The organism is Pelagibacterium limicola (genome assembly GCF_015694405.1).
GTDB lineage: Bacteria > Pseudomonadota > Alphaproteobacteria > Rhizobiales > Devosiaceae > Pelagibacterium > Pelagibacterium limicola.
The window spans coordinates 108,831-127,785 of record NZ_JADQDB010000010.1; the positions used below are offsets into that span (position 1 = coordinate 108,831).

General features: G+C 62.0%; 19 protein-coding genes. 7 read left to right on the forward strand and 12 right to left on the reverse strand.

Annotated features, from left to right (window positions below; translation table 11 throughout):
- Positions 1-22: 22 nt before the first annotated feature.
- From I2G20_RS15875 to I2G20_RS15905, 7 genes are all read right to left on the reverse strand, one after another.
- Positions 23-391, reverse strand: a complete 369-nt coding sequence (locus I2G20_RS15875) for a methylglyoxal synthase (protein ID WP_196260715.1) — start codon at positions 389-391, stop codon at positions 23-25.
- A gap of 60 nt (positions 392-451) precedes the next feature.
- Positions 452-1,645 (reverse strand): ROK family transcriptional regulator, encoded by a 1,194-nt coding sequence (locus tag I2G20_RS15880; RefSeq protein ID WP_196260716.1) that lies wholly within the window; start codon positions 1,643-1,645, stop codon positions 452-454.
- Positions 1,646-1,786: 141 nt separating this feature from the next.
- The gene (locus I2G20_RS15885) at positions 1,787-2,176 is read right to left on the reverse strand and encodes a response regulator (RefSeq protein ID WP_196260717.1); all 390 of its coding nucleotides are present in this window, start codon (positions 2,174-2,176) and stop codon (positions 1,787-1,789) included.
- 162 nt (positions 2,177-2,338) lie between these two features.
- Positions 2,339-3,382, reverse strand: coding sequence for a protein-glutamate methylesterase/protein-glutamine glutaminase (locus tag I2G20_RS15890; RefSeq protein ID WP_196260718.1), 1,044 nt, complete (start codon positions 3,380-3,382; stop codon positions 2,339-2,341).
- A complete protein-coding gene (locus I2G20_RS15895) occupies positions 3,379-4,236 on the reverse strand; it encodes a CheR family methyltransferase (RefSeq protein WP_196260719.1) in 858 nt (285 codons plus the stop codon). The genes I2G20_RS15890 and I2G20_RS15895 overlap by 4 nt, the downstream gene beginning before the upstream one ends.
- A 15-nt stretch (positions 4,237-4,251) precedes the next feature.
- A complete protein-coding gene (locus I2G20_RS15900; protein WP_196260720.1) occupies positions 4,252-5,811 on the reverse strand; it encodes a methyl-accepting chemotaxis protein in 1,560 nt (519 codons plus the stop codon).
- 119 nt (positions 5,812-5,930) lie between these two features.
- Positions 5,931-6,425, reverse strand: coding sequence for a chemoreceptor glutamine deamidase CheD (locus tag I2G20_RS15905; RefSeq protein WP_196260721.1), 495 nt, complete (start codon positions 6,423-6,425; stop codon positions 5,931-5,933).
- Between the two features lie 386 nt (positions 6,426-6,811).
- Here I2G20_RS15905 and I2G20_RS15910 point away from each other — a divergent pair, with 386 nt between their 5' ends.
- The gene (locus I2G20_RS15910) at positions 6,812-7,165 is read left to right on the forward strand and encodes a hypothetical protein (protein WP_196260722.1); all 354 of its coding nucleotides are present in this window, start codon (positions 6,812-6,814) and stop codon (positions 7,163-7,165) included.
- Positions 7,166-7,399: 234 nt separating this feature from the next.
- Here the strand turns inward: I2G20_RS15910 and I2G20_RS15915 are convergent, their stop codons facing one another.
- The 5 genes from I2G20_RS15915 to I2G20_RS15935 all read right to left on the reverse strand — a co-directional run bounded on the left by I2G20_RS15915 (position 7,400) and on the right by I2G20_RS15935 (position 12,030).
- On the reverse strand, positions 7,400-7,888 hold the full coding sequence (locus I2G20_RS15915) for a chemotaxis protein CheW (protein WP_196260723.1): 489 nt from the start codon (positions 7,886-7,888) through the stop codon (positions 7,400-7,402).
- 56 nt (positions 7,889-7,944) lie between these two features.
- On the reverse strand, positions 7,945-10,182 hold the full coding sequence (locus tag I2G20_RS15920; RefSeq protein WP_196260724.1) for a chemotaxis protein CheA: 2,238 nt from the start codon (positions 10,180-10,182) through the stop codon (positions 7,945-7,947).
- A 31-nt stretch (positions 10,183-10,213) separates the two neighbouring features.
- Positions 10,214-10,573 (reverse strand): response regulator, encoded by a 360-nt coding sequence (locus I2G20_RS15925; protein ID WP_196260725.1) that lies wholly within the window; start codon positions 10,571-10,573, stop codon positions 10,214-10,216.
- Positions 10,574-10,580: 7 nt separating this feature from the next.
- Entirely contained in the window at positions 10,581-10,871 is a 291-nt protein-coding gene (locus I2G20_RS15930) for an STAS domain-containing protein (RefSeq protein WP_196260726.1), read from the reverse strand.
- A 106-nt stretch (positions 10,872-10,977) separates the two neighbouring features.
- Positions 10,978-12,030 carry an enoyl-CoA hydratase/isomerase family protein gene (locus I2G20_RS15935; RefSeq protein WP_196260727.1) on the reverse strand — a complete coding sequence of 351 codons (1,053 nt, stop codon included), beginning with the start codon at positions 12,028-12,030 and terminating at the stop codon, positions 10,978-10,980.
- 203 nt (positions 12,031-12,233) lie between these two features.
- On the opposite strand from I2G20_RS15935, the gene I2G20_RS15940 reads away from it, so the two are divergent.
- From I2G20_RS15940 to I2G20_RS15965, 6 genes are all read left to right on the forward strand, one after another.
- A complete protein-coding gene (locus I2G20_RS15940; RefSeq protein WP_196260728.1) occupies positions 12,234-13,574 on the forward strand; it encodes an NAD(P)H-dependent oxidoreductase in 1,341 nt (446 codons plus the stop codon).
- Between the two features lie 130 nt (positions 13,575-13,704).
- The gene (locus tag I2G20_RS15945; protein ID WP_196260729.1) at positions 13,705-14,814 is read left to right on the forward strand and encodes a pyridoxal phosphate-dependent aminotransferase; all 1,110 of its coding nucleotides are present in this window, start codon (positions 13,705-13,707) and stop codon (positions 14,812-14,814) included.
- A gap of 98 nt (positions 14,815-14,912) precedes the next feature.
- Positions 14,913-16,070, forward strand: a complete 1,158-nt coding sequence (locus tag I2G20_RS15950; RefSeq protein ID WP_196260730.1) for an ABC transporter permease — start codon at positions 14,913-14,915, stop codon at positions 16,068-16,070.
- Positions 16,071-16,075: 5 nt separating this feature from the next.
- On the forward strand, positions 16,076-16,855 hold the full coding sequence (locus tag I2G20_RS15955) for an ABC transporter ATP-binding protein (RefSeq protein ID WP_196260731.1): 780 nt from the start codon (positions 16,076-16,078) through the stop codon (positions 16,853-16,855).
- The gene (locus tag I2G20_RS15960; protein WP_196260732.1) at positions 16,845-18,341 is read left to right on the forward strand and encodes an MlaD family protein; all 1,497 of its coding nucleotides are present in this window, start codon (positions 16,845-16,847) and stop codon (positions 18,339-18,341) included. Before I2G20_RS15955 ends, I2G20_RS15960 begins: the two co-directional genes overlap by 11 nt.
- Positions 18,338-18,955, forward strand: a complete 618-nt coding sequence (locus tag I2G20_RS15965; protein WP_196260733.1) for an ABC-type transport auxiliary lipoprotein family protein — start codon at positions 18,338-18,340, stop codon at positions 18,953-18,955. Before I2G20_RS15960 ends, I2G20_RS15965 begins: the two co-directional genes overlap by 4 nt.

The following is an 18,955-nucleotide window of genomic DNA, read 5'->3' on the forward strand; positions in this document are numbered from 1 at the left end:
CCCGGTCAACTCTTACCGCTGGTCACAGCGCCGCGAGGACGGCCTTGGCCGTGGATATGTTGCACGCAAGCGGTATGTCGTAGAGCATCGCCAGCCGGGTCAGGGCCTTGACGTCGACATCGTGCGGCAGCGCCGTAAGGGGATCGATGAAGAAAAAGAGAGCATCGAGCCGTCCTTCGGCAATCATCGCCCCGAGTTGGGCATCCCCGCCCAGTGGCCCGCTCTTGAGGCGCGTGATGGAGAGCCCTGCGCCTTCGGCGACACGCCCCCCGGTCGTGCCGGTTCCGTAAAGCTCGAACCGGACGAGCCGTTCGCGGTTTTCCCGCGCGAAGGCGACCATGTCGTCCTTCTTGTCGTCGTGGGCCACCAGCCCGATCCGCTTAGCTGCCATCGATGACCCTTGCACCAGCCAGTCACAAGGTTCAATCACAATGCGGCGCGGGAGCCAAGCTCAACCGTTTGGATCGATGTTGAAAAACTGTTGGTGAAGCGGAAGGTGCGCCGCCCCTGCCATTGCTGCCCGCGGCCCGAGCCGCCCCTGCCGGATCAAGGGCACCCGTCCCAGCGGGGACGGCAACCCTGCGAGCACCGGTTCCACGCGAGCGATGAGCGCGGCAATGAGATCGCCTGGCAAGAATCCGTCCACCACCACCGCGCCAGGGTCGAACGCGCATTGGGTGTTGACGATCAGATGCGCAAAAACATGCGCGGCTTCGTCAAGCCAGGCCCCGACCGCGCGAGGATAGGAATGCCAGTCCCATTCCGGTCCAAGATCGCCCCACGAGGACGCCATGTGGACATTGAGCGCGCGCCGGAGGCCGACACCGGAAACCACCGTATCGGCGCGGACGCTCAACCCGTCTGGACCCGGAACCACCATGCCGCCCAGCATCGTTCCGCTGGCGCCGGGCGCCGCAAACCCGCCATGGGCCGAAACGATCCCGCCCATGAGCAAGGTGCCAAGAAAGAAATAGGCGAACTCGCCGCCTGTCCGCTGGCCGGCCCTGGCTTCGGCACCCGAAGCCGCAGAACCGAAACCGGCCGGCCACACGGGCATGTCGATCCGCTGGGAAAGCTCGGCGCCGAAATCGCGCTCCGCCCAGTCCCTAACGACCTCCAATGGCGCGTCCAGTGCCGCCAGGTAGCGGTCGAACGCACCAGGAAGTGCAAGGCCCAGCCCCGCGAGCCGTCGCCGAGCTGCTTTCGGCAATACTGCCGTCAGCCGATCCACGGCCAGCACGATGCGCTCGAGCGTATCATCGAAGCCGGGATGGTCGTGGCTGAAGCTGTCTTCCGCCAGCACCTTGCCAGAAAGATCGCTCAAGCACAGCATCGTCCGGCGCCAGCATAAGGCCACGCCAACGCCGAAAGCCCCGTCGGGTTTGAGGAACAGGGGTGTCGCCGGCTGCCCCCGCCGCCCCCGCAGCACGCCCCCTCGCTCGATCAGCCCTTGCGAATCGAGGGAACGGAGAATCACCGAGATGGTCTGCGCCGCAAGCCCGGTGCGCCGCGCGAGCTCTGCGTTGAACAAACCGGGATCCCGGTCGAGCACCGAAAGCAGGACGCGCTCGTTGTAGCGTCGCAAATCGGATTGCGAACCGCCACGATCGGTAAAACTTCTGCTTGGAGGAGATATGTCGTTCATGCCACCACACCCCGAAGGCGCGATCATGCCCGACAAATTTGAAGAGTCAAATAGGTAATGGTATTTATATATTAAAAAAACCGCTACCGGCCGACCGGCAGCGGTTTGGGTGGCTGTAAACCGGTCCCTTCGGCGGCCTCGCTACGAGAGGACCCCGATGACCGCCTCGATGCGCTTCTTCATCGTCGCCGCGTCGAACGGCTTGATGATGTAATTGTTCACGCCGCATTCTATGGCCTCCTTGACCTGCTCCTTATCGGAACGGCCAGTGGCCATGATGAACGGCATCCCCTGCGTGCGCGGATGTTTGCGCACCACCTTCAGAAGTGTCAGCCCGTCGACATCGTCCATGTTCCAATCGGAAATGATGAGATCGACATTGGTCTTTTCGAGCTTGGTCAATGCATCGCGACCAGACTTGGCCTCGATGATGTCTTTGAACCCGAGTTGGGTCAGGATGTATTTACAGATTCCGCGCATGGACTGCTGGTCATCGACGATCAGAACACTGACTGCACTGGCCTTCGGCATTGGGCCCTCGATCTCTTCACGTCTCGCGCCTCCAGATCGACATCGGGCGGCGCGGATAGGTGTTCGGACTAAACTACTCTGGAGCGACCCTTTCGGGCACACCCTGTTTGCACGGACTCTAGGCTAGGAAGCGTTACCATTCCCTCAATCTGCGCCAGCGATTTAGGCGGCGGCCTTGAGTTTCAAAAGCGCGGCGACAAGGCGTCCCGCGATCTTTTCGACCGGGGCTTCCTCGACCACCGCGCCAAGTTCGGCGGCGACTTTCGGCATTCCATAGATCAGCGCCGATCCTTTTGATTGCCCGATCGTGAACGCACCCGCCTCGCGCATGGATTTGAGTCCTTGGGCGCCATCGCGCCCCATGCCCGTAAGGATTGCCCCCACGGCCATCGGTCCCACAACCTTGGCCACGGACGCAAAGAGCACGTCAACACTGGGCCTGTGACCCGAGGTCGCCTCGTCCTGGGTTACCCGGCATTTGAGCTGCCCCGAACTTTTCTCGACCCTCAGGTGATTGTCCCCCGGCGCAACATATGCGGTGCCCGGCTCGAGCGGCAGCCGGTCGACTGCCTCGACCACCTTCACGGCGACCAGCTCGTTGAGTCGGTGTGCGAACCGGGCAGTGAAGCCTTTCGGCATATGCTGGGCGATGACGATGGGTGGGCAATCGGGGGGGATTTGCGAGAGCACCTGCCGGATCGCCTCCACCCCGCCGGTCGACGCACCGATGGCGATCAGCGCGCCGCTCGGCGCTGCCGCGGTCTTGAGCGGAAGGTCTGGCGCCGGCGCGCGATGCGCGCGGGCCTGCACGTCGGACGCCGCGGCAAAGCGGACCTTTTCGCGCACTGTGGCGCCGAATGCCTCGAGCCCGCCCGAGAGGTCGTGGCCGGGCTTGGCGACAAAATCGACGGCGCCGAGTTCGAGCGCCAGCATTGTTTCGCTTGCCCCCTTGGTGGTGAGTGTCGAGACCATCACCACCGGCATGGGCCGCAAACGCATGATCTTTTGCAAGAAGGCCAGCCCGTTCATATTGGGCATTTCGATGTCGAGGGTCACGACGTCCGGATTCAGCGCCTTGATCTTGTCGCGTGCATCGAGCGGATCGTGCGCCGTGCCCACCACCTGGATGTCCCCATCCTGGATCAGGGTCTTGCTCAAGACATCCCGGATTAGTGCACTGTCGTCGACAACAAGCACCCTGATCATGCTGCATCCTTTGCGTTTGAATTGGCCTTGAGCTGATAGATCGTCTTGCCCACCAGCCGATATCCCTTGGATACTGCCTGCAGGTTCTCCGAATGCCCGATATAGAGAAAGCCGTCCGGTGCCAGAACGTGGCCGAGGCGGTCGAACAGTACCCCTTGGGTAGGCTTGTCGAAATATATGGCGACGTTCCGGCAGAAGATCGCATCGAACGGGCCCTTGACGGGCCAGGGCTCGATGAGATTGAGCAGCTTGAACGAGATGACGTCGCGCGCCGCCTGCGGGATGCGGATCGTGTCCGGCCCGGCCTTCTCGAAAAGCGCGGCACGTGCCGCCGAAAGCCCGTTGAGTTCGCCGATCGGATAGACGCCGGTTGCTGCCCGCGCGACGACGTTGGAATCGATATCGGTTGCGAGAATCCTGAAATCCCAGCGCTTGAGGTCCGGGAAGGCGGCCAGCAGGCAAAGCGCAATCGTATAAGGCTCTTGCCCTGTCGAGCAGCCCGCGGACCATATCCTGAGGCGCGGACGCCCCCGGCTCATGCGCGGCCGTTCGCTCATGAGATTGCCGACATGGGAAACCAGATGGTCGAAATGGTGATCCTCGCGGAAGAACCGGGTGAGGTTGGTGGTCAGCGCGTTGACAAAGACCTGGTCGTCCTCTGCGCTTCCCTTGGCTTCAAGGTAATCGATATAAGCGCTGAAGCTGGGGAGCCCCAGCGTGCGGACGATCTTTGAAAGGCGGGAAACGACGAGGGTGCGCTTGGCGTCCGATAGCGAAATCCCGGCGATCTTGTAAACCCGTTCCCGGATACGTGCGAATTCCTTGTCGCTGAGCGGAAATTCCCCTGCTTCCATCGCCCCACCTTCCCTTCACACGCGGCGGGACTTTTCCCCGTCCGGTTGTTGTGTTTCCCGTTCATCGCCCGCCAGCGCCCCGGCCTGAGCTTGCGCCCGGTCGACAAGCGCGCCAAGTTCGGACTGTGCCCGCGAAAGCGCGGCCCCGCCGTCGCCGAGCATTCCATCCATCCTTGCCGTTTCATCACTTAAATTCAGTAAATGAGCGTCGATATCGGCAAGGGCAGAGAGCAGCGTTTTGGCCTGCTCCGCACCAGCGCCGGCTTGCGCGAGGCTTTTCGAAACAAGGGCGCGGATCGATTTCGAGCTGCGCGACGAGGCCTGTGCAAGTTCGCGCACTTCGGCGGCCACCACGGCGAAACCGGCCCCTTTTTCCCCTGCGCGCGCCGCCTCGACGGCTGCATTGAGAGCTAGAAGGTTAGTGCGGAAGGACACGTCTTCGATGCCGGCAACCAATTGATCGATCTCCCGATTGAGCGTCTCGACGGCGCCGACCTGCTCATTGGCTTTTTGCGCCGCGAGATTGGCGGCACCGGCTCGCCCCCGCATCTCGGACTGGGTATCCGCCAGCCGCGTCGCACTCGACCGGCCCAGCTCGATTGCTTCCCGCACACTGTCTGACGACAACCGCGCCGCCTGCGCCGCCGCGCTCATTTCGCCAGCGCTCTTGCGACACATCTCTACGAGCGCGCCGATCCGTTCGAGGCGGCCCCGGACCTGCCTGTGAGCCTCGGCTTCGGCCGCGCGCGCTTCGTCCAGCGCTTCGATCGTCCCGGCGAGCGCCCGAACCTGGGGGGCGAGCCCGCCATTGACCGGCTGAAGATCAGCAGCCGCGCCGTCCCGGGCCAAGGCCGCTAGCGCGGCAGCGCTCTCATCGAGAGCAGCAATACCGAGATTGGCCGCTTCGAGATCGGGATTGCCCGACACCGCCGCAGTATCGAAGCGGAAACCGGTCTCTCCTCCGGCAAGCGCTTGTGTGAATGCGTACCAGTCCCTCTCGGCAACCACGACCCCTGGTCGCTCGAGCCCGATCAGCCAGCGATCCTGGCCGAGCGGGATGGAAATCGCCTGCCAGTCGTATCCGGCAAAGCGTATGCGCACCGATCCCGGCTTTTCGAGCCGGGGGACATCGGTACCCCATAGCGCTTCCACAGTTTCGGTCTCGGCGCATTCGGGCGCCCTAACCGCGATCCCGGAACTCATTTTTACGATTTTGCCATCGGCCGCTGCAATGAGGACCGGCTGGCCTATCTGCTCGAATGCCGCTTGATACAGCCTCGCCCTCTCGAGCCGCCCGCACAGATTGGCCACGATCTCGGAAACATGGGCCAACTCGTCCTTGGCGCCGACTGTGCCGCTGCCGATCGCTTCCCCGATCCGTGAAAGAGCGGCGCTTTGGCGCCTGTCGGCCTGAAAGGCGACAAGCCAGCCCACGAACGCCACGATGGCGGCGCCTGCCCCGAGGCCGGAGAAAACCATGGGTTTCGGCAATTCGGACAACAGCAATACCGCGCCCAGCCCCGAAAAGCCGAGCCATAGAAAAATGAGCAGCAGAGCCAGCCGCGTGCGGCGCATCCAGTTAAGCCTCGGGCGAGAATGCCGGAATCAGTATTCCAACCCTAGAGCCGCATGGTTAACGCTTTGTGAGCGCGCGGGCCTGTCCGTAACGAATTGATAACCGGCGCATCGGGCAGCTAGAAGAGTTCGATATCATCCTCGACCGGCTTGACGATCTGCCGCTTGGCAATGGCAAGCTCCTCGCGGACCAGCTGTGCGTTGTCGCGGCTGTCCAGGCGTTTCACCAGTGCGCGTCCCGTCGCGGGCTGGAACATCACACGGCGCGCAAAATTGCCGCCCATATCCTCGCTGGAAATGACGTAATTTTCGTTGCGCAGGAACTCGCGGACGAACTCGATGTTCTTTTGGCCAACATCGTTCATGCCGGCATGGATATTGCCGCCCCCGAAGACCTTGAATTCGAGATTGGACTTGCGGCCGGTCCCCTTGGAAAGGACCATGTTGATGAGTTGCTCCATCGCGAAGGCGCCGTAGCGCGCCGATTCCCCGAATCTGTCCTTGGATGAGCCCGATTGCGTGGCCAGCAGGAAATGGTTCATCCCGCCCACCCCCGCCACCTTGTCGCGCACGCAGGCAGAGATGCACGAGCCAAGAACGGTTGAGAGTGTCACCCCAGGGTCCCCTGAAACCAGGCAGTCGCCTTGATGGACGTTGGAAACCGTACCCCGCGAAAAATCGGCCGGGAATGACGTTGACGACATAGATAATGCAACCTCTGTTTGTTGCTTAACGTCCCTGTTGGATCGAATCCTCATCGATTAACCTTGCCGATTTGCTAATCGGCAAACCGCACCGCGATGAATCACGTATTTTTTCATTTATGTTGCCTTATTCAATCCTTTTGTTGGCACCTCGCGGGAAAAATGCCCGTACCCTCCTTGCCGTTAGGGGTTTTCTAACCCTGAGCAGGCAAGTGTTCGATATTGACGTTTACCGTGATCGCCGGTTTGGCCCTTTGCGATATCGTCAGTAAAAGCATTGCTCAGGAGTGCGTTGCATGGGGTTGCACAAACTGGCCAGGGAGCTGGAAGAAACCGCTCGCCAGACCGCAGAAATGGTCGACGGAATTACGGCCAGCCTCCTTACTTTGGGTGACACCTCCATCGACTGCAATGCGGCCCGCTCGACCGCAATCCGCCAGATCGTAGTAGCGCTGCAGATGCAGGACCGCATCGAGCAGCGCTGCCGCAACATGGCCGAAGCTGCGCGCAAGATGGCCGACCTTCACGACGGCGTCGACAAGGTCTCGAGCGAAGGCGTATGGTCCTCGTTGACGCTCGACGAGTTGCGCGACGAAGCGCTCTCGGGAATCGCCGCCCGTACCAATTCGGGCGAAATCGAATTTTTCTAATCTGCGATTCGGCCTCCAGCGCTGCGCGTAGGCCGTAACGGTTGACGCGTTACCTGACGCCGGCCGGCTTCGATGATATCTGCGAACAGCTGTGGAATAGCTAGCATCCGCAGCGCGGCGGCCCCGGGTATTTGTTCATGCCGTCAGCAGCATTCGTTTCCCTAAAAACAAATGACCCGCCACGCATGGGCGCATGGCGGGTCAATTAATACTGTGTTGCTGCAGCCTTTACGATCAGGCGTCGACCTTCGCCCCGGCGACTACCGCGTGCAGGTCGATGAGGCCGACCATGCGGCTTTCATGGGTGACGATGCCGTTGAGGAGTTCGGTATCGATCGAATTGCCTTCGGGCACGGTGTGAATGTCGTCCCGGGAAACGGTAAGGATGTCCGACACGGCGTCGACCAAAATGCCGATCCACTTCTCCCCGACGCTCATCACGACCACGACGTGGTTCTTGGTCGGCTGGGTCTGCCCGTCGCCAAAACGAGCGCGCAGATCGAAGATCGGCACGATCGTACCGCGCAGATTGATCACCCCTCGCACATACTCGCGTGTGTTGGGGAGCGGGGTCGCTCCGTTCCAGGCGCGGATTTCGCGCACGGTGGTGATTTCGACGCCATAAATCTGCTCGTCGATCGAAAAAGCGATAAGCTGAAGCGTATTCTGGCTCGCGCCCGCGGTGCTTTCGCCATACCCGTCGCGAATATCAAGAGCTTCCATGTCCAAACTCCATGTTCCAGCCCATAGCCGGCCATGCCCTTGCTAGGAGCCGTGCGCTAGGCCGCATTCTGATGCGCGTTACCCGAGCGCAAGCTTTGCACATCAACAATCAACGCAACGTTACCATCGCCGAGGATTGTACCGCCCGCGATTCCGTCGATGCGTTCGAAGTTCTCTTCGAGCGACTTGATGACGACTTGCTGTTGGCCGATGATGTCATCGACAACCAGTGCGATCTTGGAGTTGCCTTCGGCCTCGCAGAGGACAACGAAACGGTCGGCATCGGCTTGTTCGGAAACAAGCTCGAACCGCCGGGCAAGATCCACCACCTGCACGTATTCGCCCCGAACCTGCAGAACCTTGCCGCCCGAGGGCATATGCCCGAAATCGGCGCGCGAATTCTGGATGGTTTCGACGATTGACGAAAGCGGAATGACATAGGGCGAACCGGCAACCCTCACCAGCATCACATCGAGCACCGCAAGGGTCAAAGGCAACCGCAGCGTCATGCGCGTGCCCTTGCCCGCCCATGAGCGCACATGCACCGACCCGCCGATCTTCTTGATGTTCGAGAGCACCACGTCCATGCCCACCCCGCGTCCCGAAATATCGGACACCTCCGAGGCGGTGGAGAACCCGGGTGCAAAGATCAGGTTGTCGATCTGCTCGTCGGTCAATTGCTGGTCCGGGCCGACCACCCCACGCTCGCGCGCGATCTCGAGCACACGTTCGCGGTTGATGCCCTGCCCGTCGTCTTCGACGATGATGAGGATATTGCCGCCCGCCTGCTCGGCCGAAAGCCGGATCGTCCCGATCTCGGGCTTGCCGCGCGCGATGCGCTTGTCGCTCGCCTCGATGCCGTGATCGGCCGAATTGCGCACCATATGGGTCAGGGGATCGGACAATTGCTCGATCACCGTCTTGTCGATCTCGGTATTCTCGCCGATGGTTTCGAGCTTGATCTTCTTGCCGGTCTTGGCAGCCAGCTCGCGCACCAGCCGCGGCATGCGTGAAAACACCGACTTGACCGGTTGAGCGCGGATGGCCATCACGGCGTCCTGAAGCCCTCGCGTCGTCTGGGCAAGAACCTCTATGCCGCGCACCAGCTCCTGATAACGATCGCGGATCGCGTCGTCCATCTGCTGGGTCAGCATCGATTGCGTGATGACCAGTTCACCCACCATGTTGACCACACGATCGACCTTGTCGAGATCCACGCGGATCGACTGCATGCCCATGGCCTTGCCGTTGCCGGCATTGTCGTCCGAACCGTTGTCGCGCAAGGGGGCGCTCTGAAGCATCGGGGTGCTGACCGTGTCTTCGGCGGATGCGGGCGGCAGGGCCTCGACGAGGGAAAGCATGGGGGCAGCGGGTTCGAGATCGTCCGGCTCCCCGGTCGGCGCGAATTTGCGCTCTGCCTTGGCCTCCTCGGCAAGGTCGGCAAAGCTGGGCATTTCGGAGGACGGCTCGACATCCAGAACCGGAGCGGGCGCATCCACGAGCTTTTCGATGCTAATCGCGCAATCGCCATCGACGAACTCGAACACCTCCCTGATTGCTTCTTCGCTCGCCCTGTCGGAGACGAGATCGATGGTCCAGGAACAGTAGACCCCGAACGGGTCGAAGCCTGAAAGATCGGGCAGGTTCTCGATCTTGGGCGTGACTGTGAGCGAGCCGAGCAACGACAATTCACGGAACAAAAGCAGCGGGTCGTTGGCACGCTCATACAGCGTCGGATAGGGCGTGAACCCGATTCTCCACCGCGAAGCCCCGTCGGCGGACGGCGCGACGGATGAGAGCGGTGCATTGACATCGAGATTGACGGCTACCGGCGTAAAGTCGATGTCGAATTCATCGATATCGTCGTCCCCGCCCCCGGCAGCGGCACCTCCGCCAGATTCGGCAGCTTCTCCGCGCGCCAGGGCGTCAAAACTCGCCTTTTCCGCCGCACCGTAATCGGAGGGAAGCGCATCGCCCGTACGAGCCGCGTTGACGAAATCGGCCACGAGATCGACCGACCGGATGCAGAGCACCACGACCTCCTCGGTCAATTCGACCCGGCCGTCGCGCACATAATCGAGAAGCGTCTCGAAGCTATGGGCAAACCGTACGAGCGCGTCGAAGCCGAATGCACCGCCCCCGCCCTTGATCGAGTGGATGGCGCGGAAGACCGCATTGAGCCGATCCGCGTCCCGGTCCCCGTCCTGAATCGCCAGGAATTGCTCCTCGAGTTCGAGCAGCAGTTCGGAGCATTCGTCGAAATACGTTGCCTTGAATTCGTCGAGGTCGCTCATTTTCGCTTAACTGACCTTGCCCTTGGTGCCCTCAGTGGACGACCTTATTGATGACCGCGATGAGTTTTTCGGGATCGAACGGTTTGACGATCCAGCCCGTCCCTCCGGCGGCGCGGCCCTGGTCGCGCTTGTCCTGGCTGGTTTCGGTTGTAAGAATGAGAATGGGCAGGCTCTGGTGCTTGCCGGTGGCCCGTACGTTCTTGATGAACTCGATCCCGTCCATAACCGGCATGTTGATGTCCGTGATCACCACATCGACATCCTGGCTCTTCAGCACATCGAGGCCGATCTGCCCATTTTCCGCCTGAAGCACCTCGAACCCCGCATTTGTAAGCGTGTGATGGAGCATGGCCAGAATGGTCCGGGAATCATCGACAGTAAGAACGCGCATTTGAAACTTACCCTTTAAGGACAGCCGCAAAGCTGGGCGCGAGGCCGAGCTTTTCGATGGAGCCGAGCAAGGCATCGCTTGCCCCGGATATTGAAAATTCGGTTCCCGAACGCGCCGCCGTCTGGGCAGCGCTCAGGAGCATGAACAGGGCATTTGTCGATACCCGCTCGACCGCCCCCGCGACGATTTCGACGGGGCCGGCGTGAAGCGCCTCGAGCAGCGTGTCGCGGACGTCATCGATCGCGTCGAGATCGACGACGCGCGGCAAGGACACGCTCTGGGGTTTGGACTTGGGCATCTGACGGCGGACTCCCCCCTGATTTATGCGACCGCAGTTTGTCCATGAAGCGTTTAAGAATTCGTAACTATAAACGCTTTGGCTGACATGGGCTCTTGCTTAGGGATCAGGGGATGTGCGGCGCAAACACCGCTTCGAGCCCGTCCCTGTCGACATCGGCCAGGCTTGCAGGAGACCAGCGCGGCGCGCGGTCCTTGTCGACCAGTGCAGCCCGGACCCCTTCGGCAAAATCGGGCCGCGGCGCCATGTAGGCCGCGAGATCGAGGTCGAGCGCGAGGATCGCGTCGGTATCGCGCAGTTTGCGGGCAAGCCTGTGGCTCTGCGCGATCACTTCAAGGCTCGTGGGGCAATGGGTTGCCATAGCCTGATGAAGCGCCGACGCCGCGGGATCTCCATCGCTGGCCAACGAAGCAAGATTGGCAACGATCTCGGGTACCGGCTGGTTCTCGAAGGCCAAGCGCAGGGAATCGGCGGTTTGGCAGAACGCTGCCGCGTCTGGGTCCTGCGATTCGCCCGCAATGATCGCAGCGATGGCAGTGTCGGGATCGATAGCGAGCGCTGCCTCGATGATCCGTTGCCGCAGGCCCTGCAATTCTGAATCGGGAACCATTGCGTCGGTCAGGCCCAGTGCAATCGCATCGCCCGGGCCGAGCGCGACCCCGCTCATGAGGAAGGCCAGCGCCCTGTGCTCGGGCGTCTGGTACAGGATGGCATTGACCCCGACATCGCAGAAAAACCCGATCGCGGCCTCGGGCATGGCGAACCGGCTCGAGGCGGCCGCGACGCGATAGCGCGCATGGCTCGAAAGCCCTATGCCCCCTCCCATGACAAAGCCATGTTGGAGGGCAATGATGGGCTTCCGATAGGACGCAATGAGCCCGTTCATGCGATATTCGTCCTCGAAATAGGCCCGGACCTCATCGCGGCGCCCAGCCAAGGACAGCTCACGGGAAGTGCGCACGTCTCCCCCGGCACAGAACCCCTTGGGGCCCTGCCCCTCGATAACCACCGCGGCAACGGATGGGTCATCCTCCCAGTCTTCGAGCGCAACCAGGATCTCCGCAATCATCGCGCCCGAGAGCGCGTTAATCGCCCGTTCCCGGGTCAGGGTTATCACCCCTGCCCGCCCATCGACCCCGATTTCAATTTCTGTGGTCATGCCGTTCCTCGCTCCGATGCCTTCCATACAGCACGGAAGGCGAACAAATTGAAGCGCCATGATCTCGCAAGGGTTTCCTGCCCCGCCAAATGGCTCTCGACCCAATAGCGCTTTCGCATCGGAAAAGTGGTTTCCTCTTTTGAAAAAAACCCACTAAAGCTGCACCGACATACCGCCCGAAACGACCAGCAGACAAAGACGCGATGCCTCACATCCCAGCCCCCAAAATCGCCCTCACCGGTATCGCCCGCGATCTCGAGGAACGCGCTGCCACCGGAAAGCCCATCCGGCTCGGAATCATCGGCTCGGGCGAGATGGGCACCGATCTCGTGACGCAGACGATGCTGATGAAGGGTATCGAAATCGCCGCAATCTCGACGCGACGTCCACATACGGCCATGGCGGCAATGGATATTGCCTATGGGGCGGGCAATGGCGCGGAGCGGGCAAGTGAAGTTGAAACACGCGCGGCGATGAGCCAGGCGATTGCCAGGGGCGCCATTGCCGTCACCGCGGACTGCCAATTGATGGTCACCGCTCCTGAAATCGACGTGGTGATCGACGCGACGGGAAAGCCTGGTGTCGCCGCTGATTTTGACTTGCTCGCCATGGAACACGGCAAGCATCTGGTGATGATGAACGTGGAGGCGGACGTCACCATAGGGGCATACCTCAAGGCGCAGGCGGACCGGCTGGGCGTCGTATATTCCGTCGGAGCGGGGGACGAACCGTCCTCGTGCATGGAACTGATCGAATTCGTGACAGCCCTCGGGCTTGAGGTCGTCTCGGCCGGGAAAGGCAAGAACAACCCGTTCAATCCCGATGCCGTCCCTGCAGATTACCTCGAGGAAGCCACGCGACGGAACATGAACCCTCGCATGCTGGTCGAATTCGTGGACGGATCGAAGACGATGGTCGAGATGGCCGCTATTGCCAACGCCACGGGTCTCATACCCGACAAGCCGGGCATGCACGGGCCCGACGCCGGCCGTGAAACGCTTCCCAAAATCCTGATTCCGAAGGACGATGGGGGCGTGCTCTCGCGTTCGGGCGTGGTCGACTACACCGTTGGCAAGGGTGTGGCGCCCGGGGTCTTCGTCATCGCCAAGGCCAGCCATCCGCGCATCATCGAAAGGCTCGACGACCTCCATGTCGGCCACGGCCCCTATTACGGCTTCTACCGGCCTTACCACCTGACAAGCCTCGAAGTTCCGCTCACCGCCGCGCGCATCATGCTCCATGGGAGGCCCGATATGGTGCCCCTGCCCCGGCCAGTCGCCGAGGTTTGCGCCATCGCCAAGCGCGACCTGCCCGCAGGCATCCCGCTCGATGCCATCGGAGAAACCTGCTACCGCTCATGGACAATGACGGTGGCCGACGCCCGCGCCGCAAAAGCTATCCCGGTTGGATTGCTCGAGGGTGGCGTGACCACAGCTGATATCAAGAAGGGTGAAATCCTTACTGCAGCCAACGCCGCCCCCCAAACCGGCACCAACCTTTACCGGCTGAGGCAGCTTCAGGACGAAATGCTCAAATTGGCGTAAAGTCGCAGCTCGGACCTTCCCTCAGCTGCGTCCGGTTCGCGGCGCCCGATAAGGACCCGCGCAAGACGCTTTTCGTGGCCGCGTTGACATGCAAAGCTAGGCACGCAACCCAGCAGATACCGGCCCGCCCGTGACCAGACCCCGTTTCACACCCGTCATTGAAGCCCTCCCTTCGACCGTTCCTTTTCTCGCCCCCGAAGCCATCGTGAGGCAGACCGGTATCCCCATGCGCGCCCGTCTGGGGGCGAATGAAAGCGGCTTCGGCCCCTCGCCCAGGGTAACGGCAGCCATTGCCCAGGCCGCTTCGGGCGTCTGGACCTATGGTGATCCCGAGAACCACGACCTGCGGACCGCTCTGGCCGCAAAGCTGGGTCGCGGCATCGATGAAATATCCATTGGCGAGGGGATCGATTCGCTCCAGGGGTTGATCTGCCGCCTGTTCATCGAGCCCGGCGATCGGGTAGTGACCTCGCTCGGCGCATATCCAACCTTCAACTACCACGTCGCTGCTCAGGGCGGGGCGCTGGTCACCGTCCCGTATCGCGATGATCGCGAGGACCTTGAGGCGCTGGCCGACGAGACGAAAAAAGCACCGACACGCATCGTCTATCTTGCCAATCCCGACAATCCCATGGGCACCTGGTGGCAATCCCAGGCCATCGAGGCCTTCGTCGATGCCGTTTCGGCCAAAACGCTTGTCGTACTCGATGAAGCCTATGGCGAAACCGCTCCCACCGGCACCATGCCTCCCACCAGCTTTATCCGGCCGAACCTCTTGCGCTTGCGGACCTTTTCGAAAGCCTACGGACTTGCAGGCCTCCGCGTCGGCTATTGCCTGGGCGATCCGGGGATCATTGCGGGGTTCGACCGCATCCGCAATCATTTCGGCGTCAACAAGATCGGCCAGATCGCGGCTCTGGCGGCTCTCGATGACACGGCATATCTCCAAGAGGTCCTGGATGCGATCGCCAGGGCGCGCCGGACCATCGAGAGTTTTTCGTCCGAGCTCGGTCTTCTTGCAATTCCCTCGGCCACGAACTTTGTCGCCATCGATTGCGGGCAGGATGCCGCCTATGCGCAGGCCGTACTGGACGGTCTGGCGGCGCGCGGCGTTTTCGTGCGCAAACCTTCCGCCCCGGTGCTCGCCCGCACCATCCGCATGAGTGTGGGACCGGAGGCCGAACTGGAAATCGCCCACCAAGCTCTGGCGGAAACGATACGCGCGTTAGAAAGGCGTTAACGAACGGGGTAAGCGTCCGGGATCTGGCGACAGCCAAATTGATTCGTGCTACCCCTCGGACATTCAACGCGCATAAACGAGGCCCGTGCCGTCAGACCATGAGTTCCGGGACCGCCGACGCCGCGCCAGCGCGGCTCGACATCGATAGCACCGGCGAGCACACCGCCCTCATTCTGTCCGGACGCTGGACCGGCGATGCGGCGCGGGAGATCGAGCGCGCCATTCACCAACTCGACCGCCGCCTGTCCGATACAAAGGATTTGCGTTTCGATCTGGCCGCGATTGAAGACCTCGATACAGTCGGTGCCTGGCTGATCGTGGGTGCCCAGAACGCCGCGGCCGCCACGGGCCGGAAAATCGAGATTACCGGCGGCACGCCGGCCCAGCTCGCCCTTCTGAGACGTGTAGCGTCAACCCGGCTCGCCCCTGGCATCACGCCAGCAAAAGGATTGCCCTTCCTCATCAGGCCCTTCGATATGCTGGGGCGCGCCGTTGCCGAAGCGGTCACCGATACCGTGCGCCTCGCCACCGCCTTCGGGGAAATGCTGGCCGTTCTCGTCACTTCATTTTCGGGACGCGGCCATTTCCGGCTGACCGCTTTTGTCAACCAGTTCGACCTGATCGTCTTTCGCGCCGTCCCCATTGTCATGCTGATTTCGCTCGTCGTGGGCGCAATCATCACCCAGCAGACCATCCTGCAACTGCGCAATTTCGGCGTCTCCATCTACGTTGTCGATCTCGCCGCCATTCTCATGCTGCGCGAAGTAGGGCTGCTGCTGGCCGCCATCATGGTCGCCGGGCGTTCAGGCTCCGCGATTACAGCGGAAATCGGTTCGATGCGGATGCGCGAAGAGCTCGATGCGCTTTCGGTAATGGGCGTGGACCCCTACCGCGCGCTGGTCCTGCCCCGGATGATGGCTTTGATCGTCGGCATGCCGCTGCTCGCCTTCCTCGCTTCGCTCGCCGGCCTGGCCGGGGCGGCCATCGTTGCGCGCGTCTATGGTGAAATCCCGCTCGAGGTCTTTCTCGATCGCCTGCGCGACGCACTTTCCATGCGCAGCCTGATGGTCGGGATGATCAAGGCGCCCGCCATGGCTTTCATCATCGGGCTCGTCGCCATAAACGAAGGCTTCAAGGTCAAGGGAAGCGCCGAATCGCTTGGGCGCCGCACCACCGCATCGGTCGTGCGGGCCATCTTCCTCGTCATCGTCGCGGACGGCCTGTTTGCCGTCTTCTTCGCTGCCATAGGGTTCTGAGCGTGATGGCCGAGGATTCTCCCATTCTCGAAATCGACAACCTCTCGGTCGCCTTCGGGCCGGTCCGCGTGATCGACGGGTTGAGCTTTTCGGTGAAAAAGGGCGAGATCCTTGGCGTCATCGGTCCGTCGGGTTCGGGGAAGTCGGTGACCCTGCGCGCCATTGTGGGCCTTCTCCCCATGGCCGGTGGCGCCATAAAGGTCTTCGGCAAGGACTACGCGGCGATGAAGCCGGCCGAGCGGCTGCGGACCGAACGGCGATGGGGCGTGCTGTTCCAGCAGGGCGCACTGTTTTCCGCGTTGACGGTCCTTGAGAATATCGAATTCCCCATGCGCGAGCACTTTCCGGTAAGTCCCCGCATCCGCCGCGAAGTTGCCCGCTACAAGATCGATCTTGTCGGGCTGCCGGCCGAGGCCGCCTATCGCTATCCGTCCGAGCTTTCCGGCGGAATGATCAAACGTGCGGCGCTCGCCCGCTCGCTCGCGCTGGACCCCGATATCCTGTTCCTCGATGAACCCACGGCCGGGCTCGATCCCATCGGGGCTGCAAAGTTCGATGAACTTGTCGTGGCCCTGCGCGACACGCTGGGCCTGACCGTCTATATGGTAACCCACGACCTTGATACCCTGGCTGCGTCCTGCGACCGTATAGCGGCGTTGGGCAAGGGCCGGCTTCTCGCCATCGGGACGATGAATGAAATGCTCAAATCGGACGACCCCTGGCTAAACGACTATTTCAAAGGGCCGCGTGCGCGGCATCTGGGAACAACACGCGATGGAAAATAAGGCCAATTACGCTCTCGTCGGCGCCTTTGCGACCCTTGTCATCGCCGCTCTGTTCGGCTTCGTCTATTGGTTCAATGCCGCCGACAGTACAGCGCCGCGTACTCCCTATGACGTGGTCTTCACCGGCGCGGTCACCGGGTTGACGGGTGGCACCAACGTGCTTTTCAACGGCATCAGGGTCGGCGACGTCACGAGCCTCAGGATCGATCCGCAAGACCCCCAGCGCGTCATCGCCCGCATCGCGGTTCATGAGGGCACGCCGGTCATGAACGACACCCGCGCCGTTCTCGGTGTTCAGGGTTTGACCGGCATGGCTCATATCCAGCTTCTTGGTGGCACTCTGGCCGCGGGCCCCGTCACGGCGCCCTCCGGGCACGACGCCGCCGTGCTGATCGGCGAGCCATCGGATTTCCAACTCATCGTCGAGGGGGTACGCGACATCGTTGCCAGCGCGGAGTCCACCCTCGCGCGGGTCGATAGCTTCCTCGGCGAGAACGCCGACAGCGTGTCGCGCACCATCGCCAGCATCGAGCAGCTTTCAGCTTCCTTTGCTGCCCTTGCCGACAATATCGGCATGGGCGATGATTCGGACTTTGCAGCAATCCTTGAAGCGGCCCGTTCGACGCTCGAAGGTGCCAGCACGACCTTTTCCCGCATCGAGCAGTTCATCGCCACCAACGAGGCCTCGCTTTCGGCAACCATCGCCAATGCCGAAACCTTTTCGGATGCTTTGGCAACCAACGCCGATGGGCTTGGAGCCTTCCTCGACAGCCTCACGGAGACGGCCGACAGGGTTGGCCCGCTCGCCGACGAGTTGCGCAACCTCACGGTCGAGGTGCGCGGCGTCATTGAAGCCGTGCCGCCCGAACAGGTACGGCAGACCTTTGCCAATATTGAGACTTTCTCGGAGTCGCTCGCCCGCAACACCGGGAATATCGATGGTTTCTTCACCGATGCCCAGGAGCTTGCCCAGAATCTCTCGGGCATTTCCGAGGGCCTTCAAACCACGCTCCAACTGATCGACAACGCCTCGAGAGCGGTAAGGCCGGAAGTGATTGAGCGGGCCATGAACAACATCGACGCTTTCTCGGCCTCGCTGGGGGAAGGTGCCCCTGCGGTCAGCGAGATCATCGAGAATGCCCGCGCGCTGACCCAAAGCCTCATGAGCACTGCAGATCAGATCGAGATCATCACCAGCCGCATCGACGGGCTCGTTGCGTCCGACGAGGGCACGACGCTTTTTGCGGACCTGGCTTTGACCTCCGAGGCGATCAGGACGCTGGCCATAAACCTCAACGACCGCACAGAGGCCATCACGACCGGACTTACCGGCTTTACCAGTCGCGGGCTGGGCGAATACACTGCCCTTGCCAATGAGGCGCGTGGAACCTTGCGTCGCCTCGATCGTATACTCGCAAACTTCGAGCGCAATCCGCAGCTTCTGATTTTCGGCGGCCAGACAGTGAGAGACTTCCAGGCGCGATGACCAACCCCCGGACAGCTTCGTTTCCCTCGTCAACCCGCCGCGGCTTTCTTCTTTTCGCCGCCACCGGAACCGCCGCGCTGGCTGCGGGCTGCCTGCCGCGTCCCGCACCCGTGACCTACGATTTGTCGCCAGCGGCGGTCCAGGCAGCAGCCCGCCGGACAAGCCGCACGGTCCTCATCGCCGAACCCGAGGCCATCCAGACCTATGACACCGACAGGATCGTCGCCAGGGAACCGGGCGGCGTCCTGAGTTATCTCCCCTCGGCACAATGGTCCGACAGACTGCCCCGGCTCGTCCAGACGCGCATGGTGCAGGCCTTCCAGGACGCCGGCATTTCCAATATCGGCCGCACGACCGACCCGCTTAACCCCGATCGCGTGCTATCCTCGGATATCCGCGCCTTCGAGGTGGACGTTTCGGCAGGGCGGCTGGCCGTTGTGAGCATCAGCGTACGCCTCGTCGACGATTGGGATCGTCGTATCGTTGCGTCGTCGGCCTTCACGGCGTCGGTGCCGGTCCCGGGAACCGGCGCCGCAGAGGCCGTTCCCGCTCTGAATGCCGCTCTCGCCCAGGTCCTGGATCAGGTGATCGCCTGGACTGTGCGGAATACGTAA

What these genes read in the sequence shown, in the direction of transcription:
- I2G20_RS15875 (WP_196260715.1), bottom strand. Translation starts at nt 391, where the DNA reads ATGGCAGCTAAGCGGATCGGGCTGGTGGCCCACGACGACAAGAAGGAC.
- I2G20_RS15880 (WP_196260716.1), bottom strand. Translation starts at nt 1,645, where the DNA reads ATGAACGACATATCTCCTCCAAGCAGAAGTTTTACCGATCGTGGCGGT.
- I2G20_RS15885 (WP_196260717.1), bottom strand. Translation starts at nt 2,176, where the DNA reads ATGCCGAAGGCCAGTGCAGTCAGTGTTCTGATCGTCGATGACCAGCAG.
- I2G20_RS15890 (WP_196260718.1), bottom strand. Translation starts at nt 3,382, where the DNA reads ATGATCAGGGTGCTTGTTGTCGACGACAGTGCACTAATCCGGGATGTC.
- I2G20_RS15895 (WP_196260719.1), bottom strand. Translation starts at nt 4,236, where the DNA reads ATGGAAGCAGGGGAATTTCCGCTCAGCGACAAGGAATTCGCACGTATC.
- I2G20_RS15900 (WP_196260720.1), bottom strand. Translation starts at nt 5,811, where the DNA reads ATGCGCCGCACGCGGCTGGCTCTGCTGCTCATTTTTCTATGGCTCGGC.
- I2G20_RS15910 (WP_196260722.1), top strand. Translation starts at nt 6,812, where the DNA reads ATGGGGTTGCACAAACTGGCCAGGGAGCTGGAAGAAACCGCTCGCCAG.
- I2G20_RS15915 (WP_196260723.1), bottom strand. Translation starts at nt 7,888, where the DNA reads ATGGAAGCTCTTGATATTCGCGACGGGTATGGCGAAAGCACCGCGGGC.
- I2G20_RS15920 (WP_196260724.1), bottom strand. Translation starts at nt 10,182, where the DNA reads ATGAGCGACCTCGACGAATTCAAGGCAACGTATTTCGACGAATGCTCC.
- I2G20_RS15925 (WP_196260725.1), bottom strand. Translation starts at nt 10,573, where the DNA reads ATGCGCGTTCTTACTGTCGATGATTCCCGGACCATTCTGGCCATGCTC.
- I2G20_RS15930 (WP_196260726.1), bottom strand. Translation starts at nt 10,871, where the DNA reads ATGCCCAAGTCCAAACCCCAGAGCGTGTCCTTGCCGCGCGTCGTCGAT.
- I2G20_RS15935 (WP_196260727.1), bottom strand. Translation starts at nt 12,030, where the DNA reads ATGACCACAGAAATTGAAATCGGGGTCGATGGGCGGGCAGGGGTGATA.
- I2G20_RS15940 (WP_196260728.1), top strand. Translation starts at nt 12,234, where the DNA reads ATGCCTCACATCCCAGCCCCCAAAATCGCCCTCACCGGTATCGCCCGC.
- I2G20_RS15950 (WP_196260730.1), top strand. Translation starts at nt 14,913, where the DNA reads ATGAGTTCCGGGACCGCCGACGCCGCGCCAGCGCGGCTCGACATCGAT.
- I2G20_RS15955 (WP_196260731.1), top strand. Translation starts at nt 16,076, where the DNA reads ATGGCCGAGGATTCTCCCATTCTCGAAATCGACAACCTCTCGGTCGCC.
- I2G20_RS15960 (WP_196260732.1), top strand. Translation starts at nt 16,845, where the DNA reads ATGGAAAATAAGGCCAATTACGCTCTCGTCGGCGCCTTTGCGACCCTT.
- I2G20_RS15965 (WP_196260733.1), top strand. Translation starts at nt 18,338, where the DNA reads ATGACCAACCCCCGGACAGCTTCGTTTCCCTCGTCAACCCGCCGCGGC.